Origin of the sequence: Kineosporia babensis (assembly GCF_021129305.1) — a bacterium.
GTDB lineage: Bacteria > Actinomycetota > Actinomycetes > Actinomycetales > Kineosporiaceae > Kineosporia > Kineosporia babensis.
This window is the reverse complement of the sequence record NZ_JAJOMB010000034.1, coordinates 57,892-74,053: the sequence shown is the minus strand read 5'-3', so window position 1 is coordinate 74,053 and position 16,162 is coordinate 57,892. Positions and strand designations below refer to the sequence as shown.

17 protein-coding genes are annotated in these 16,162 nt (G+C 67.7%); 7 read left to right on the top strand and 10 right to left on the bottom strand.

Annotated features, from left to right (window positions below; all coding sequences use genetic code 11):
- The first annotated feature begins 917 nt into the window (after window positions 1–917).
- Window positions 918–1,667 (top strand): DUF5131 family protein, encoded by a 750-nt coding sequence (locus LR394_RS38555; protein WP_231449662.1) that lies wholly within the window; start codon window positions 918–920, stop codon window positions 1,665–1,667.
- Window positions 1,668–1,675: 8 nt separating this feature from the next.
- Here LR394_RS38555 and tcmP read toward each other — a convergent pair whose 3' ends face one another.
- The 4 genes from tcmP to LR394_RS43470 form a co-directional block, all read right to left on the bottom strand.
- Window positions 1,676–2,812, bottom strand: coding sequence for a three-Cys-motif partner protein TcmP (gene tcmP, locus LR394_RS38550; protein ID WP_269330474.1), 1,137 nt, complete (start codon window positions 2,810–2,812; stop codon window positions 1,676–1,678).
- Window positions 2,813–3,226: 414 nt separating this feature from the next.
- Window positions 3,227–3,820: an Ltp family lipoprotein gene (locus LR394_RS38545; RefSeq protein WP_231449661.1), complete on the bottom strand. Its 594-nt coding sequence runs from the start codon at window positions 3,818–3,820 to the stop codon at window positions 3,227–3,229.
- Between the two features lie 708 nt (window positions 3,821–4,528).
- Window positions 4,529–5,440, bottom strand: coding sequence for an AraC family transcriptional regulator (locus LR394_RS38540; RefSeq protein ID WP_231449660.1), 912 nt, complete (start codon window positions 5,438–5,440; stop codon window positions 4,529–4,531).
- 9 nt (window positions 5,441–5,449) lie between these two features.
- Complete coding sequence (locus LR394_RS43470; RefSeq protein ID WP_231449659.1) at window positions 5,450–6,487, bottom strand: acyl-CoA dehydrogenase family protein; 1,038 nt, start codon at window positions 6,485–6,487, stop codon at window positions 5,450–5,452.
- 126 nt (window positions 6,488–6,613) lie between these two features.
- Here LR394_RS43470 and LR394_RS38530 point away from each other — a divergent pair, with 126 nt between their 5' ends.
- From LR394_RS38530 to LR394_RS38520, 3 genes are all read left to right on the top strand, one after another.
- Window positions 6,614–7,666: a winged helix DNA-binding domain-containing protein gene (locus tag LR394_RS38530; protein WP_231449658.1), complete on the top strand. Its 1,053-nt coding sequence runs from the start codon at window positions 6,614–6,616 to the stop codon at window positions 7,664–7,666.
- Between the two features lie 161 nt (window positions 7,667–7,827).
- Window positions 7,828–8,214 (top strand): phage holin family protein, encoded by a 387-nt coding sequence (locus tag LR394_RS38525; RefSeq protein ID WP_231449657.1) that lies wholly within the window; start codon window positions 7,828–7,830, stop codon window positions 8,212–8,214.
- Window positions 8,215–8,228: 14 nt separating this feature from the next.
- Entirely contained in the window at window positions 8,229–9,221 is a 993-nt protein-coding gene (locus LR394_RS38520) for an alpha/beta fold hydrolase (RefSeq protein ID WP_231449656.1), read from the top strand.
- Window positions 9,222–9,288: 67 nt separating this feature from the next.
- Here LR394_RS38520 and LR394_RS38515 read toward each other — a convergent pair whose 3' ends face one another.
- The 4 genes from LR394_RS38515 to LR394_RS38500 are packed head-to-tail and all read right to left on the bottom strand — an operon-like array spanning window position 9,289 to window position 12,162.
- Complete coding sequence (locus tag LR394_RS38515; RefSeq protein ID WP_231449655.1) at window positions 9,289–10,470, bottom strand: MarP family serine protease; 1,182 nt, start codon at window positions 10,468–10,470, stop codon at window positions 9,289–9,291.
- Window positions 10,467–11,261 carry an NUDIX hydrolase gene (locus LR394_RS38510; protein WP_231449654.1) on the bottom strand — a complete coding sequence of 265 codons (795 nt, stop codon included), beginning with the start codon at window positions 11,259–11,261 and terminating at the stop codon, window positions 10,467–10,469. Before LR394_RS38510 ends, LR394_RS38515 begins: the two co-directional genes overlap by 4 nt.
- Complete coding sequence (gene nth / locus LR394_RS38505; RefSeq protein ID WP_231449664.1) at window positions 11,258–12,004, bottom strand: endonuclease III; 747 nt, start codon at window positions 12,002–12,004, stop codon at window positions 11,258–11,260. The genes LR394_RS38510 and nth overlap by 4 nt, the downstream gene beginning before the upstream one ends.
- 2 nt (window positions 12,005–12,006) lie before the next feature.
- Complete coding sequence (locus LR394_RS38500; RefSeq protein ID WP_231449653.1) at window positions 12,007–12,162, bottom strand: hypothetical protein; 156 nt, start codon at window positions 12,160–12,162, stop codon at window positions 12,007–12,009.
- Window positions 12,163–12,382: 220 nt separating this feature from the next.
- Between LR394_RS38500 and LR394_RS38495 the strand changes: the two genes are divergently transcribed.
- Both LR394_RS38495 and LR394_RS38490 read left to right on the top strand, forming a co-directional pair.
- Window positions 12,383–12,787 carry a hypothetical protein gene (locus LR394_RS38495; RefSeq protein WP_231449652.1) on the top strand — a complete coding sequence of 135 codons (405 nt, stop codon included), beginning with the start codon at window positions 12,383–12,385 and terminating at the stop codon, window positions 12,785–12,787.
- A gap of 317 nt (window positions 12,788–13,104) precedes the next feature.
- Complete coding sequence (locus LR394_RS38490; RefSeq protein WP_231449651.1) at window positions 13,105–13,782, top strand: Crp/Fnr family transcriptional regulator; 678 nt, start codon at window positions 13,105–13,107, stop codon at window positions 13,780–13,782.
- Window positions 13,783–13,838: 56 nt separating this feature from the next.
- On the opposite strand, the gene LR394_RS38485 is transcribed toward LR394_RS38490, so the two are convergent.
- Window positions 13,839–14,696 carry an MBL fold metallo-hydrolase gene (locus LR394_RS38485; protein WP_231449650.1) on the bottom strand — a complete coding sequence of 286 codons (858 nt, stop codon included), beginning with the start codon at window positions 14,694–14,696 and terminating at the stop codon, window positions 13,839–13,841.
- Between the two features lie 164 nt (window positions 14,697–14,860).
- Between LR394_RS38485 and LR394_RS38480 the strand changes: the two genes are divergently transcribed.
- Window positions 14,861–15,559, top strand: a complete 699-nt coding sequence (locus LR394_RS38480) for a MerR family transcriptional regulator (protein WP_231449649.1) — start codon at window positions 14,861–14,863, stop codon at window positions 15,557–15,559.
- Window positions 15,560–15,669: 110 nt separating this feature from the next.
- Here LR394_RS38480 and LR394_RS38475 read toward each other — a convergent pair whose 3' ends face one another.
- The gene (locus LR394_RS38475) at window positions 15,670–16,152 is read right to left on the bottom strand and encodes a RidA family protein (protein ID WP_231449648.1); all 483 of its coding nucleotides are present in this window, start codon (window positions 16,150–16,152) and stop codon (window positions 15,670–15,672) included.
- Between the last annotated feature and the right edge of the window lie 10 nt (window positions 16,153–16,162).

The window sequence follows — 16,162 nt, the reverse complement described above, 5'->3', positions numbered from 1 at the left end:
CGAGGTCAGAGGGCCGAACTGGGCCTGACCAGCAGGAACATTGATCGGTGGCACATGAGTCGTGTGCCACCGATTGCCGCTTTGGGCGGCCGAATGCCGTTCATCTTGCCCCAACCTGTGCGGTGTGGGAGAGGCGACACTCCCCCACACCGGCGACGCAGCAACGTCGCCCCGCCTCTTACGACCTACACGGTGGGGTTGCCGTCAGCATCGATCAGTTGAAGGCCTTCTTCACCATCGACATACACAGTGAGCGCCCGTTGCCCACACGGGCACACGTTCATGGGCGGAATGTCGTCGTAGAACGTGTGTTCATAGGGAACCGCTCGCCAATTAGAAGTCACGCGATCAAGCTATACGCCCCAGTGGGAAACTTCCGGGAGCACCTCAAAACAAGGCCATGCCAGACGAGGACTGCCTGCTGTCAACGGTCTCCCAAAACTTTTCAGGAAGCTGCGACACCTGCCGACCGAAGACGGCAGGCAGCCCGCTCTCATCTAGTCCTGATCCTGCTTGAAGAACACCGCGCACAGAGCAGTAACTGCCACAAGCACACTCGCCAGGCTATCCAATGCGGCCACGCGATCAGGCTGCGTAACGCTTAGGACGATGACGTCTCCTGGCCATGCACGGGCCTGGTTGGGCATGTGGCGTGATCTTCGTGCCCGACCGGCGAGAAGTGCCGGCGCCACCCGTTGCTCGACTCACCATGAAGCCCTGCCATGTCGTGGGTGCGCCGCAGACGCAAAAGCAGGGCGTTGACCGAAGCTACGTGCACCGGTCACAGCGCGACACGCTCATCGATATTCAAGAGTTGTATCCGTCGCAGCACGCGATGCGTGAAGATGGACACACGATGGGTGAAAGCGTCCCGAATAGATTTCGCCGCAGGACACCCACGAACGAAGGGATAAGCCATGGCCGATGGCAGCACCATCGAGTGGACCGAGGCTACCTGGAATCCAACGACCGGCTGCGATCGCATCTCCCCTGGATGCGATAACTGTTACGCGCTGAAACTTTCCAAGCGGTTGAAGGCCATGGGACAGAGGAAGTACCAGTCCGATGGCGATCCCCGAACGTCCGGCCCCGGCTTTGGGCTCACCATCCATGAAGACTCGCTCAACATCCCAAGGCGCTGGAAGGCGCCACGCACCATCTTTGTCAACTCAATGAGCGATCTCTTCCATGCCAAGGTTCCGATCTCGTTCGTCCAGCAGGTCTTCGAGACCATGGAGGAGTGTCCTCAACACACCTTCCAAGTGTTGACCAAGCGGGCGCGTCGGCTTCGGCGCTTGAGCTCGAAACTGACCTGGCCCCCGAATGTTTGGATCGGCACATCGGTGGAGGATCAGAACCAACTTGACCGTGTAGATGACCTACGGCATGTCCCTGCGGCAGTCCGCTTTCTTTCCTGCGAGCCCCTTCTAGGCCCGCTGGACGGGCTCGACCTGGACGGCATCGACTGGGTAATCGCGGGAGGCGAGAGTGGCCCGGCCTCCCGCCCGGTGGATCTCCGCTGGGTGACAGGAATTCGCGACACCTGCGTCCAAAGTGAGGTGCCCTTCTTCTTCAAGCAATGGGGTGGCCGTACACCGAAGGCCGGCGGGCGGGATCTCGAGGGCCGCACCTGGGACGACATGCCGAAGGTGACCGCCGCGTCATAGATCGCCGGTCACCCAAGGATTGGCAGACCGGATGGCAGAGTGGCATCACCGGCCGCCAAGTCGGACTTGGAGTAGAACCGCACACGGCAGCCATCAGGCCAGGCAGTCCTGGCCTTTGGATCCGCATCTAGAGGAAACTGTCGGAAGGCCAAACCTTCGGCGAGCATTTCGTCAAGGGCCAAGCGCAGTACCTTGGGGCTGTGTTGGTTCGTGATCGCGAGATGGTCAAGCTCTTCCCACGAGACTTCGCGGCCCGCCAGTTGCGCCAAGATTTCTCGCATGTGCCCCGTGGAAGGCTCCCCGAAGAGAGTCTCCTGCTCCGCTGACTGCGGGGAAGCTCCACGGCTCATGTACGGATCCATGCGCTGCGCCATCTTCGTCCAACACTCCATCCCAGACGGGTGCCGAGTGAGGAAGATCAGGTAGTAACGGATCTTGTCGCTGGCAATCTGCACAGCGAAGTCACCGACGTGCACGCCCAAGGCTTTCCACTTGGCGGAGTATGCAGCCAACAGTGCCTGCATGCCCTGGGCCTGATCCGGAAAGTTCAGGACGACCCGCCACTCGTCACCACCGAAGTGAACGTCCATGGCTTTCTGCCACTCACGCACTTGGCACCGCTGATGCATCTCCCTGGCGAAGAAGCTCAGAATCACTTCGTCGCCGCGCCCAGATTCCAGCAGGGACCGAACTACCGAGAACGACACGTCCCCGGGACCGTACGGATCCAGCAGCCACAGGGTTGGCCTGGCCTGACGGTCAGGGTGGGCAAATCGCTGTAGCGCCTCCGCTCTCTCTGACAGGCGCCCCGGCCGGCCCACTCTCCACTGAAATCCCGGCGGTTTCTCGAGGCTCCCCAGTTCCTGCTGCAGTCGAGCTACACGATCGGGCCGCGCATCGAGGCAAGCGAGCTGGAGATGCCCTCGCCAAGTCGAACGCCGCTGGTGATCCAAGAAAGCTTTGGCTACGACCACAGAGGAGCCGGGCTTCCCATCCGTGTACACGCCGGCGCCCGAGAACGCGTCAACGACAGTGCCACTGTCGAAGCGACTAAGGATCTTGGGCATCCAACAGTTGAGGTAGTAAGTGTATGCCCGGTGCTTGACGAACGTGTACGGGTCCGACGGATAGACCGTCTCAGCCATCTGCTCTGAACGACTGCCCACCACTACGCGACACCCCCGTGATCGCCAACCGAAGACCACCACGATAGGCATAGGTCACCGCGAAATTTCTACTACTTGACAATCCATGGATCACGGTCATTAGGCATGGAGCTGACATCATGTGGTGGCGGAATCAAATACGAAACCACTCACGACCGCCCTGGGTGGCCGCTGGCTTCCCAGCGACGACAGAGTCGATTAAAAGAATCCGATAGCCATGGCCCTCTGCCGCTACTCGCCTCGGTAGTTGCAGAGCAGGCCAGAACTTAGAACCCGTTGCTAGAACGCCATGTGAGTCGAGCAAGCCGATACGCGCGGCCTTGGATCCCCTGCTGAAGCGCGAATTCGACCGCGAGAAGGCGCCGCAGCAGGAGACCTCAATTGATTCAGACTTCAGTAACCGACCTTCCCGAGGGCATAGTCGATCTGCGGTTTGGTGAATCCCTCGTACGCAAGCTGATCGGCCAGCGCTTGCCGCGAGAAGGCGAATATGTCGAGATACGCCGTCGCCGACTGAACCGCTTCGCGCTTCCAGACCTTCTCGCTGGATACGTGGCCGATCGCGTGCTTCACCTGAGCACGAGTGAACTTCTCGTAGGCCAGCTGTTTGCTCAGGCTCTTCTTAGAGAACGCTCCGGACTTAAGGTACGACGTGGCCGACTCACGCGCTTCGCGCTTCCAGACCTTCGTGCGGCCGACTTTCTTGAGCGCCGTCTTGGTCTGCTTGGACGTGTAGCCCTCGTACTTCAGCTGGGCAGCCAAGCCCAGCTTGGAGAAGGCGCCGCTAGCGAGGTACGCCTTGGCCGCCTTGATCGCGTTCTTCTCGCCAAGCGTCAGCTTCAGTGCGGCTGGGACGACAGATCCCGACACAGCGCCCAAGGCACTCTCGCCGTGAGAGACGCTGACCGAACTTGCAGTCGAGGCGGCAGCCTGGCTGGCCGTGGCGCCGGCGATGCTCGTGCCCGCCACGCACAGCACTGCAGTCATGAGGAAGGCGGCTCGGACCGCGTTCCGGCGCGTTCGGCCTCGATCGAGTCCGGCTCGTCTAGTGTTCAGTGCCTCGTTGCTCATGACGCCCTTCGTGGGAGGTGTCCAGTCATCGGTTCAATCACACAGGCTTCGGTTTATACAACAAGTAACCGTCCGTGCACAGAACTTTCGGGCCAGCGCGTTACTGTGTTGTCGAGCCCCGCTCACGCATCTCGACCTCTCCGGCTATCGGTTGCCGCCGGCAAACACCTTGGATCCGGCGCACCTTGTCGATACCGCCGGAACAGGGGATGAACGTCCAGGGCACGAATGCATACTGCAGCCCAGCGCCAGTGAGCATCGTCCAGACCCACCCTTGCCCCGGTGGCCTGGCAGTCGGGTAAGCGCATGGGGGAGCAGAGCGGGCTGATCGGTCCTGGGTAGCGGACATGGATCTCCTTCGGGCCGCCGCCCAAATCGCCTTCTCAACCGCTCCAACAGGGCTGCCGTGGGATCCCTCGTGGGATCCCGCACCGCGTTCGCCCAGGTCGCAAAGTCCGCCCCGGTGTCTCCGGAGAGCACCAAGCGCAGGTCAGTCGCCTGTGGGTCACCTCACGAAATCTTCTTAATGAGCAGGTCATCGGTTCGAGTCCGATAGGTGGCTCAGGCAAAGCCCGGATCAGAGTCCTGATCCGGGCTTTCTTGGTTCTGAAGGGCCACCAACCCCTACGGCAGCCGAACCGACTCCAGCCCCAGCACCCGCTGGTGCTCCTGCCGGTACCGCCCCGGCGAGACACCGAACTCACGCCGGAACGCATTGGCGAAGGCGAACTCGGACGAATAGCCCACCTGCCGGGCCACAAAGGCCAAGGGCGCCGGGGTGTTGCACAGCAACTGCGCGGCCCGGGTAAGGCGCTGCGCGATCAGGTAGGCCATCGGCGAGCGCCCGGTCTCGGCCGCGAACCGACGGCTGAAGGCGGTGCGGGAGAGCCCGGCCTGGTCGCTGAGTTGCTGCACGCTCCAGGGGGCCTGCGGCTGTGCGTGAATGGCTCGCAGGGCGGCACTTACCAGGGCGTCGCCCACCTCCAGCGGTGCCGGGTCGGCGCTGCGTGAGCGCCAGGCTCGCAGGGTGTGCACGATGATCAGGTCGATCAGGGCGGTGCGGGTGATGCTGGTGCCGGCCTGATCGCCGGACACGTCTCCGAGCAGTACCTGGGTCAGCGCGGCCAGTTCCGGGGCCTGCCGGGAGGAGGCGACGATCACCGGGGGTAGGTCGCGCAGGAAGTGGTGGACCTCTCCGTGCCCCAGACGGTAGGCACCGCAGAGGAATTCCACGTCGAAGTCTCCGGCCGGCGGCGCCTGGGGGCCCATTGGCAGCAGCGGCACCTCGCGCAGCGGACGTCGGGACAGGCTCACTGCATGCTCGGCGCCGCTCGGGACCAGGACGACGTCACCCTCGACCAGCGGTCTGCTGCCGCTGTCCGGGTCGATGAGCCAGGCCGAACCGGCCATCACGACATGGAAGCCGATGCCCTCGAAGCTCTCGAACCGCGCGCCCCACTGTCCAGAACCACCGAACCAGCGGGCACCGGCCTCGCCCACCCGGGCACCGGCCAGTGCCGTGCTGACCACATCCATGCCATAAGTCTACGAAGCGGCCCGAGCCTCCCCGAAGCGCTCCGCCGTCAGGTAGGGGTTGAGGTGCGGGTGACGGCTGCCGACGGCTACGTCCCGCCAGAGCCTCTGCAGGGGGTTGGAGGAGGCGAAGCCGCTGGTCCCGTGCAGGTCGAGCATCAGTTCCAGGGCCGCGCGGCAGTCTCGGGCGGCGTCAGCCATCTCGCTGCTGAGTTGCGGGGCGTCGGCCTGCGTCACCGTGCCGGAGTCGACCGCGGCGGCCAGGGCGAGCATGCCGCGCTCGGCCCGGAAGGTCAGGCGGGTGGCCTCCCCCAGCCAGTGGCGGGCGCCAGGCGACTCTGCCATCCGGGAGTACTGAGACATGTAGGGCTTACGGTCGGAGGCGAACATCCCCTCGATCACGTCGAGTGCGCCGCGGGTAGCCCCCACGACCGGGGCGAGCGCAGTGAGTCCGAAGAACGTGAGGTCTGCCTGGGACCCGGGCAGGTTGACGGGGAAGACGTATTCGTCCCCTACCAAAAGCCCGTCCGCCACCCCAGTGTGACTGCCCGTACCCCGCATTCCCGCGACATCCCAGGTTTGCTCGATCTTGAGGTCCGAAACCGGCAGCAGGGCGATGGAGAACGTGTCCCCGTCCATCACTCCAACCGCCGCCCAGGCCGAATCCTCAACGCCGGAAAGGCTCTTCCACTTCCCGGTCACCCGAGTTCCGTCCGTACCTCGCTCTACCCGTCCGGTCGGCATACCGGTACCGCAGGCCTGAGCGTTCGGGTCGGCGGCGAATGCCGCCGGCAGAGCATCACCCAGGCTGTTCACCACCAGCGTCTTGGCCACCGCCGAAGTGCCCACGTTCCAGCTCGTAGACGGGCAGGCGCGCCCCAGTTCGGCCAGTCGTCGCACCGTGGTCGTGGCGTCGGCCCAGCTACCACCGTGCGCCACCGGCATCCGTAGGGCGAAGTCGCCGGCCTGCCGGACCGCTTCCAGGCTCTGTGCCGCCGGACGTCCTTGCTTGTCGGTCTGCTCGGCGTACGCGGAAAGAATCTCTGTCACTCAATTGACCCAATCACCGCGACCCGCTCCGGTGAATACGTCAGACAACGGCCCGCATACGCGTTTGTGCGCACTCCCCGCACCCGAAGCTTGCTACCCGCGCCCCGCCCCACCAAACTTTCCACCGTGCAGATCACCGCAGCTCAGGCCCTGGCCTGGCGGCTGAACCGGCAGTTCCTCAGCCCTCGGACCAGCGCCGGTCCGGAGACGGTCGTCGACCGGGTCTGTGGTGTGCAGGCTCAGGTGGCATCCGCCGCGGCCACCACGATCGCCAAACGTCAGACCACCAAGAACCCCGGAAAAGCCAAGCTGGTCAAGACCTGGGCGATGCGCGGCACCCTGCACCTGTGCACCGCGCAGAAGGTGGGCAGCTACCTCTCGCTGATCGCCGAGGCCCGGACCTGGACGAAGCCGAGCTGGCAGAAGGCGTTCGGCGCCACGCCGCAGGAGATCGACCAGCTCACCGAGGCCACCCGGCAGATCCTCGAAGGCCGGGCGCTGACCCGGGCGGAGCTGGTCGAGGAACTGCTGCAGGACAGGCAGTTCCAGAAGATCGAGGCCGAGCTGCGTTCGGGCTGGGGCACCCTGCTCAAGCCGCTGGCCTGGCGAGGCGCGCTCTGTCACGGCACCGGCCCGGACGGCCGGACCACCTTCACCACGCCGTCGACCCTGATTCCGGGCTGGGCCGGAATTCCGGATCCCGAAGAAGCCGCGCCGATCGTGATTTCCGATTATCTCGGCGCCTACGGTCCCAGCACTCCCGAGAAATTCGACGCCTGGCTGACCCGAGGGACCTCGAAAAAGGGGACGCTGAAGAAATGGTTCGCGGCGCTGGAGAAAGAACTCACCGAGGTCGAGGTGGACGGCCAGAAGGCTTTCGTCCTCAATCAGCATGCCGACCAGCTACGAGCTACCCAACCCAGCCAGGACGTCCATTTGCTCGGCCCTTTCGACACTTACGTACTGGGTGCGGGCACCAAGGACACCTGGATGCTTCCCGCCGAACACCGCTCAAAGGTCAGTCGGGCGGCGGGCTGGATCGCCCCGGTAATTCTTCATGGTGGACGCATCGTGGGCACCTGGGAACGCCAGGGCGACCGGGTTGTCCCCGACTTCTTTCCCGGCCAGAAGACCGTCATCTCTGCGGAACAGATCAAGCAGGTAATTGAAGACGATTGAACGCTCGCTCGGGTAGGTCGCACGAACTACCGGCCGCAGGCCGCGGGACACGCCAGGGACACCGTCGGTGCCCTCCTGACCGGCACAAACCCAGAGGGGTCGAATAGGCTCATCCGGACGCGGTGACCGGCCGCGAGGGGTATTGACCGCAGGAGTTGCTGATGGCCGAGGAACGGACGATAGGGCAGCTCGTGGCCCAGGCGAGTGAGGACCTGTCCGCACTCGTCCGTTACGAGGTGGCGCTGGCGAAGGCCGAGATCAAGGACGACGTCAAGCGCGGTGCGGTGGGCGCCGGGATGTTCGGCGCGGCCGGCTACCTGGCCGTGCTGGCCTCGATCACCGCGATCATCACCATCGGGTACGCCCTGGTCGCGTTCGGGCTGCCGGAGTGGCTGGCCTTCCTGATCGTCACGCTGGCGCTGCTGCTGCTCGCCGGTGGGCTCGGCTTCATCGGGTTCCTGCAGGTCAAGAAGATCAAGCCGCCGGAGCGGGCAATCGCCTCGACGAAGCAGACAATCGCCGCCGTCAAGGGCAGCGTCCGCCCGTGACCTGCGCCTGAGCGGTGAGGATCCGCCGCAACCCAAGCCCGACGCCCACCGAACCACCCGGCCCGGAGGCGCCGCGACCGGCGCTGGAACCGGCGAGTGCGCTCTACGCGGACTCGGCCGACACGCTGATCCGCGGCCCCTGGACCCACCGGTTCATCGCCGCCAACGGCGCCCGCTTCCACGTCGCCGAGGCCGGCGACGGCCCGCTCGTCCTGCTGCTGCACGGTTTTCCCCAGTTCTGGTGGAGCTGGCGGCACCAGCTGCCCGCCCTCGCCGACGCCGGTTTCCGCGCGGTGGCGATGGATCTGCGGGGGTACGGCTCTTCGGACAAGCCGCCGCGGGGCTACGACACGATGACGTCCGCCACCGATGTGGCCGGGGTGATCAAAGCGCTGGGCGAGACCGAGGCAGTGATCGTCGGGCAGGACTGGGGCGGCTGGCTGGCCTGGTCGATGCCGGGGCTGGCGCCGGAGCAGACCCGCGCCGTGGCGGCGTTGTCGATGGGGCATCCGCTGGTGATGCGGCGGGCGCTGGCCCGAGACGCCCGTCAACGCAAGGCCTGGCGGCGGGTGCTGGAGTTCCAGCTGCCGATGCGCCCGGAGCGCTGGCTCACACGCCAGGATCTGGTGGCGGAACTGCTGAACGAGTGGTCTGGTGCGGGCGGCGACTTCCCTGACGAGGAATGCCTGGACGTATATCGCAGGGCTATCCGGGTGCCGTTCGTGGCCCATAGCGCGATGGAGTACTACCGGTGGGCGCTGCGCTCGCTACCCCGGCAGGACGGGCGGCGCTTCAGTAGTGCGGTGGACCGGGCGATCTCGGTGCCAGTGCTCAGCCTGCACGGCGAGGAGGACCCGTTCGTCCTGATGCCCAGCGTGCTCGCGTCGCATCGTCAGGTGAGCGGGCCGCTGCGCTTCGAGTCGGTGCCCGGCGCCGGGCACTTCCTGCCGGAAGAGGCGCCGGAGCAGGTCACCAACGCGTTGCTGAGCTGGCTGAAAACCCTTTAGGACGCTTGAACTCCCGGTTGTGGGCCCCGGGAGGCAAACCGGTGGCCCGGTTGTGAGGCCCCAGGGGTCAGCCCCGCGCGCACTCCCCGCTGCTGACCCGCTCGGAGCGGCCGGCTCCGGCCTCGATCGACTCCCGGGCCTCCTCCATGGTGAGGGCGTAGCCGGTGTCCGGGTCGTCGAGCGACTTGGCGAAGACCACCCCGACGACGTTGCCGGACGGGTCGAGCACCGGGCCGCCGGAGTTGCCTGGGCGCACCTTGACGTAGAGCGAGTAGACCTCGCGGACGGCGCCCTCGTTGCCGTAGATGTCCTCGCCGCTGGCCCGCACGATCGAGCGCACGCGGGCCGGGGAGACCTTGAACGGGCCGTCGTTGGGGAAGCCCACCACGATCGCGTCGTCGCCGCGCTCCAGGTCACCCGTCATCTGCAGCGGTTTGACCCGCAGCTTGGGCACCGCCAGAACAGCCAGGTCGCGGATCGGGTCGAAAGCCACCACCCGCGCGCTGTAGCGCCGGCCCTCTCCTCCGACCTGGACTCGAGGCTCGTCCACCCCGGCCACCACGTGCGCGTTCGTGACCACGCGCTGCGGAGCGATGACCGCGCCGCTGCCTTCCTGGCCACGGCCGCAACTGTTCGCCTCGCCGGTGATCTTCACGACCGCGCGCCGGGCCTGGGCCACGGCCTCGCTGTCGGCGAGTGCCTGGTCGGGAGCATCGACGGGGGTGATGTCTTCCGGCTCGACCCCGGCGAACACCCGCGGGAAGTTGCTGGAGCCGACGGCCTCGCGGAACCGGTCGGCCACTCCGACCAGGCTGGTCGGGACCAGGTCGTCGATGGTGCCGATCACCTTGGACTCGGCCACGGTGCGGGACAGCTGCTCGGACGGCCCGCCGCGAACCGCGCCGGCCACGAACCAGAGCACCAGGGCCACCGCGAGCACTCCGGCCCCGGCCCCGACGATGTGGTCGGCGAAGGCCACCGGGCCCTCGGGCACGGCCTGCCGGATCCGCCCGCCGATCAGGGCACCGATGAACTGGCCGGCCCAGGCGGTGAAGATGACCGCGAGCAGGGTGATGATCGAGCGCCGGGTGCCCGCTTCCAGGCCGGAGACCAGCTGCGGCACGAAGACCATGGCCAGCAGCGCACCCCCGACGAAACCGCCGAGCGAGAGCAGGCCGACGACCAGCCCCTGCCGGAAGCCGGATATCGCATACCCGAGCATGATCAGCACCAGGATGATGTCGATCACGGTACGTCCACCTCGTCCTGGCCGTTCGTGTCCTGCACGCTCAGGCCTTGCTGCTCGGAAAAGTCTCTGCGCAGTTCCTGACGCTCTGGTATGCGCAGTTGTTGCTCGGGAACCTCGAGTATCCGGCTCGGATCCCACGGCCGTTCCAGCCCGGCCAGCCGGAAGGCCCAGCTCAGCACCGCGGCGGTGAAGCCCCAGACGAACAGCCCACCGGCCTCGAAACCCGGCCCGGCCTTGCGGCCGCGGTACCCGGCGACGAACCGGTTGGCCGGATCGGTCAGCTCGGCCAGCGGCACCCGCACCGCCCGTTCCACCTCGTCCGGGTCTCCGGGTCTCAGCGGTGCCGGCTCGGGCCACCAGGCGATCACCGGGGTGACCCGGAAGTTCGTGACGTTCAGGTAGAGCTCGGCGCACTCGGCCCGGACCAGCACACCGGCCGGGTCCACCCCGGCCTCCTCGTGGGCCTCCCGCAATGCCGTCTCGGCCGGGCCGGAGTCGCTCGGATCCACCCGGCCCCCGGGGAAGGCGACCTGCCCAGCGTGCGCCCGCAGGGTGGCCGCGCGCTGGGTGAGCAGTACGTCCGGGCCCTGCGGGCCAGGCCCGAAGAGCACCAGCACCGAGGAGCGCCGGGCGTCCGCGGCGGGGGCGATCATGGTTTCGAAGGCCGTGCTCTGACCGGGCTGGGTGACCGCCTCGGTGAGGCGATCGAGCCAGGCCGGTACCGCAGCGCCGGCCCGCATCCGGTCTGCCCGCTGCGCATCCGGGTGGCCGGCCGCGAACGCACCGCTCATGCCGGGACCGTGCCGAAGGCGGAGTCGCGCAGCAGCTTGGCCGCCTTCACCGGGTCGACCTCACCGATGCCGTAGGAGGGGCACAGCGCCGAGACCGGGCAGGCCCCGCAGGCCGCCTTCCGGGCGTGACAGGTGCGCCGGCCGTGAAAGATCAGCCGGTGCGAGAGCATCGTCCAGTCCTTCTTCGGGAACAGGGCACCGATCTGGTGCTCGACCACCACCGGGTCCTCGTCGGCGGTCCAGCCGAAGCGCCGCGACAGCCGGCCGAAGTGCGTGTCCACCGTGATGCCGGGAACCCCGAAGGCGTTGCCGAGCACCACGTTGGCGGTCTTGCGGCCCACCCCGGGCAGCTTGACCAGCTGCTCGAGTTTCCCCGGCACCTGGCCGTCGTGCTCCTCGACCAGGCGGGCACCGAGTTTCAGCAGTGAGTCGGTCTTGGCCCGGAAGAAGCCGGTGGGCCGGATGATCTCTTCCATCTCGGCGCGGTCGGCCGCGGCGTAGTCGGCGGCGGTGCGGTACTTGGCGAACAGCGCCGGGGTGGTGAGGTTGACCCGCTTGTCGGTGCTCTGGGCGGACAGGATGGTGGCGACCAGCAGCTCGAGCGGGCTGGTGAAGTCGAGCTCGCAGTGCGCGTCCGGATAGCGCTCGGTGAGCAGCCGGTGGATCTTGCGGGCCCGGCGGGTGAGCGCGATCGGGCTCTCCACCGCCACGGCTTTCGGCCCGTTTCGCTGCCCATTGCCCATCGTCACCCGGCCAGCGTACGCGGCAGCACCGACAATCCGCCTTCTCCAGCGAACCACCAGCCCGCCGTCGCGAAGCCGGCCCGGACCGCCGCCGAGGAACCGGCCCACGAAGCTACTGGCGAGTCGGGCGCTGCCACCCGGATGGTCGAAACAGTCATCGTCGCAGGTCGCCGCGCATAACCCGAAGCGCCGAACGAGAGCCCCGGCAAGGTCCGCCGGGAGTGTGAGCGCAGGGTGGGCAGCTCAAGCGGGCCAGCGCCACCGACGAACACCCATGCGTAACCCGGGGCCGATCATCCGCGATCGGCCGGACCCGGATCCGCACCGTAACGCCGCGCCTGCAGGTTGTTCCGCAGCCGCCCGGAGAGAGGAGAAGAGGTGGCCCTGGGCCTGACCGATCCACTCACCGCCCTGTCGTTCTCCGCGATGTCGCCCGAGCAGCTCGCCGAGCACCACCGGGCGCTGCTGGCAGCTCAGCGGGACGTCGATCACTGGCGGCGGCTGATCCTTGCCCGGATCGACCTGGCCGTCGCCTCGGTCACCGATCTCGACGAGCCGCTCGCCCCGCCCGGGCTGTACGGAACCATCTGTGCACCGCCTGCCGACCTGCGCCGGCTGATCGGGATCGCCCCGACCGACGTGCGGGCCGGCGAGGGTGGGCTGCTGATCCGGCTGCGGGCCGCCCTGGACGAGCTCTCCCGTTACGAGAAGACGCTGGAGGCCGCCACCGGCGAGGCGGCCGGCATCCTGGCCTACCGCAGCCGGACCGGCGCGGTGGCCTGAACAAGCGGCGGTGATGAGCCGGCAGACCGAGCGTGACGAAGCCGGAAACCTCTGCGTTGAGCACAGCCGAGTGCCCCGATTCCACAGCTCACACGCCTTTCCGCCATGATGGGGTGCAACCTTCCGGGAAGTGGCACCGAGCTGTCGCCTCCGTCGGCCCGCCGGCCACGGAGTGCATCGTCGGAACACTGCGGGTGACCGTTCATCGGCCCCAGGTGTAACCGCGGCCCGGGGGTTGCGGCAAACTGCGTGCTGGTGGGGCATGATGCCTCACTGATGAGGCCGTCCGGTACCGGACGGCGTGTGAGGAGGAACAGGTGGACGACGACGTCGTTCGTCAGGCGCCACTGTTCGCAGCGCTGGACGACGAAGCCGCCGCAGCGCTGCGGGCCACGATGGCGCCCACCGACGTCGCCCGCGGCCAGGTGCTCTTCCACGAGGGCGACCCGGGTGACCGGCTCTACGTCATCGTCGAGGGCAAGGTGAAGCTCGGCCGCGCCTCCGGCGACGGCCGCGAGAACCTGCTGGCCGTCCTGGGCCCGGGCGAGATGTTCGGTGAGCTGTCCCTCTTCGATCCCGGACCGCGCAACGCGACCGCCACCGCGGTGGCGGACACGTCGCTGATCGGGCTCGGCAACGACGACCTGGTCACCTGGCTGACCGGTCGCCCGGACGTGGCCCGGCAGCTGCTGCGGGCTCTGGCCCGGCGTCTGCGCCGGACCAACGAGAACCTGGCCGACCTGGTGTTCTCCGACGTTCCCGGGCGGGTGGCCAAGGCGCTGCTGGATCTTTCCGAGCGGTTCGGCCGGCCCACCGACGACGGCCTGCGGGTGGCCCACGACCTCACCCAGGAAGAGCTGGCCCAGCTGGTCGGCGCCTCCCGGGAGACGGTGAACAAGGCTCTGGCCGACTTCGCCTCGCGCGGCTGGCTGCGCCTGGAGGCGCGGGCCGTGGTGCTGATCGACGTGGAGCGGATGCGGCGCCGCGCGCGCTGATCTCAGGCTTTACCCAGAACGCCGTCCGTTCCCCCTAAGGGGCGCGGACGGCGTTCTCAGTTCGAGACCCCTAAATAGGTCAGCTGCGCCTGCACACTCAACTCGGCCGCCGCCCACACCGAGCGCGGCACGTCGGCGTAGACCACCTCCACCACCTCACGAGCAGTCCCAGCACCGGCCGCGACGGCCGCCCGCACCTGCTCGAGGCGTTCGCGGCGATGCCGGCGGTACTGGTCCACCACCAGTCCGGGCTGCCCCAGCACCGGACCGTGGCCAGGCAGCAGTTGCCGCAGCTCGGCCGATCCGGACAGCTCGCCGAGCCGATCCAGCGAAGCCAGATAACTGTCGAGCCGCCCGTCCGGATGCGCGACCACCGTGGTGCCCCGCCCGAGAATCGTGTCTCCGGTGAGCAGCGAGCGGGTCTGCGGGACCAGGAAGGACAAGGAGTCGCGGGTGTGGCCCGGGGTGGCCACGACCTCGAGCCGCAGCCCTTGCACCGCAACCACGTCCCCGTCGCCGAGCCCTTCCCCGCCGTACCGGTGGGCCGGATCCAGGGCCCGCACCGGAGCGCCGGTCAGCTCCGCGAAGGACCGCGCAGCTTCGCTGTGATCCGCATGGCCGTGCGTCAGCAAGGTCTGCACGACCTTCGCCCCGCGAGCGCGCACGGCCTCCAGAACCGCTGCGAGATGTTTCTCGTCGTCCGGGCCGGGGTCCACCACGACCGCCTCGGCCGAACCCGGCGCCGACAGGATCCAGGTATTGGTGCCGTCCAGCGTCATCGGTCCGGGATTACCGGCGAGAACGCAAAAGGCGGTCTCTCCCACCGCACCGCCGAGCCACGGTTGATTGCCAGGATCGCCCCGGTCCGCCGACGATGGATCAGGCTCGCTCGGGTCGTCCGGGGTATTCGGCACACCGGAATGCTAAAGGCCCACCGGTCCGGCGGACCGGTTGGACTAGGTGCGTAATTGCACAGTCGGCTGATATTCGATGCACCTTGGGTGAATGCCCATTCGGCCGAAGGCAGTACGGTGGTTACTGTTAGCGATCAACTCTTTGACGGGGCGTCAATGAGCGTTTGACTACATTGCGGGCGGACGGCGCTCTGCCCGCCGACACGGGGATGACGATGGGGGCGCAGGACACTTTCACGATCGAGGAGCTGGCCACAGCGGCCGGGATGACCCCGCGGAACGTGCGGGCCTACCGGACCAAGGGACTGCTGGCCCCACCGAATCGGGTGGGTCGGACATCCCGCTACCAGGAGTCCCATCTGCGCCGGCTGCGCGACATCCGGCAACTACGGGACGCCGGGCTACCTCTGAAGATGATCATCGACGCCGCGGCCCGGGGCGAGGACCTGGGGCCCACGGGGGCGCTGTGGCAGGCCGCCGGGCCGACGGCGATAGAACGGGGAAGACGGCGGCTGGACGGTGGGCTCGAGCCCACCTCGGCAGCAAGCGGTTCGGTGCTCGTGGACGCACAGGCCTACGACCTGATGCGGGCCCTGCGGGAGGCCGGGGTGCCGGCTTCCACCGTGCTGCGGCTGGCCCTGCGGGCGGCCGCGGCCGGGCGGGCCCTGGCTCAGGAGATCAGCGACGTGCTGACCGAGGGCGGCGAGCGACCGGCCCTGGAACCGGTCCCGGAACGGGCCGGCGGCCCGGTGCCGGACCTGGTGGTCCTGAACGGGCAGCCGCAGGCGTCCGACGTCATCGATCTGGCCACCGCCATCACCCGGGGCGTTCTGGGCAGCAGCGGCAAACTCGCGCACCCGTGATCCGGGCAGCACGTAGCGCCCCGTCCGCCTGAGCACAGCCGCAACGGGGTGGTCCGGTGACGGCGCCGGCAACCGGCGCCGTCACCCGGGCAGGTGAACCATCGACCCGCTCAGGGGTTGATGGCGATGATCATCTCTACTTCGACCGGTGCTCCGAGCGGCAGCGCGCTCACGCCGACGGCGCTGCGCGCATGCTGCCCGGCCGGGCCGAAGACCTCGCCGAAGAACTCGCTGGCGCCGTTGATCACCAGCGGCTGGCCGGTGAACGCCGGCTCGCTGGCGACGAACCCGACCACCTTGACGATCCGCCGGATCCGGTCCAGATCGCCGATCACCGACCGGACCGCGGCCAGCGCGTTGAGCGCGCAGATCCGGGCCAGGCCGTTCGCCTCGGCCGGGCTGATCAGCCCGTCCCCACCGCTGCTGCCCACCCGGCCGGTGAGCGGCAGCGCGCCGTCCACCATCGGCAGCTGCCCGGAGACCCACACCCGGTCGCCGTCCAGCACCGCCGGGACGTAGGCCGCCACCGGGGGGACCAACTGGGGCAGCGTGTATCCGAGCTCGGTGAGCCGCGCCTCGATCCGTCCAGTCATCGCCGTCGTC

Coding starts and splice junctions, on each gene's coding strand:
- LR394_RS38555 (WP_231449662.1), top strand. CDS start 918: ATGGCCGATGGCAGCACCATCGAGTGGACCGAGGCTACCTGGAATCCA.
- tcmP (WP_269330474.1), bottom strand. CDS start 2,812: ATGGCTGAGACGGTCTATCCGTCGGACCCGTACACGTTCGTCAAGCAC.
- LR394_RS38545 (WP_231449661.1), bottom strand. CDS start 3,820: ATGACTGCAGTGCTGTGCGTGGCGGGCACGAGCATCGCCGGCGCCACG.
- LR394_RS38540 (WP_231449660.1), bottom strand. CDS start 5,440: ATGGATGTGGTCAGCACGGCACTGGCCGGTGCCCGGGTGGGCGAGGCC.
- LR394_RS38525 (WP_231449657.1), top strand. CDS start 7,828: ATGGCCGAGGAACGGACGATAGGGCAGCTCGTGGCCCAGGCGAGTGAG.
- LR394_RS38510 (WP_231449654.1), bottom strand. CDS start 11,261: ATGAGCGGTGCGTTCGCGGCCGGCCACCCGGATGCGCAGCGGGCAGAC.
- nth (WP_231449664.1), bottom strand. CDS start 12,004: ATGGGCAATGGGCAGCGAAACGGGCCGAAAGCCGTGGCGGTGGAGAGC.
- LR394_RS38500 (WP_231449653.1), bottom strand. CDS start 12,162: ATGACTGTTTCGACCATCCGGGTGGCAGCGCCCGACTCGCCAGTAGCT.
- LR394_RS38475 (WP_231449648.1), bottom strand. CDS start 16,152: ATGACTGGACGGATCGAGGCGCGGCTCACCGAGCTCGGATACACGCTG.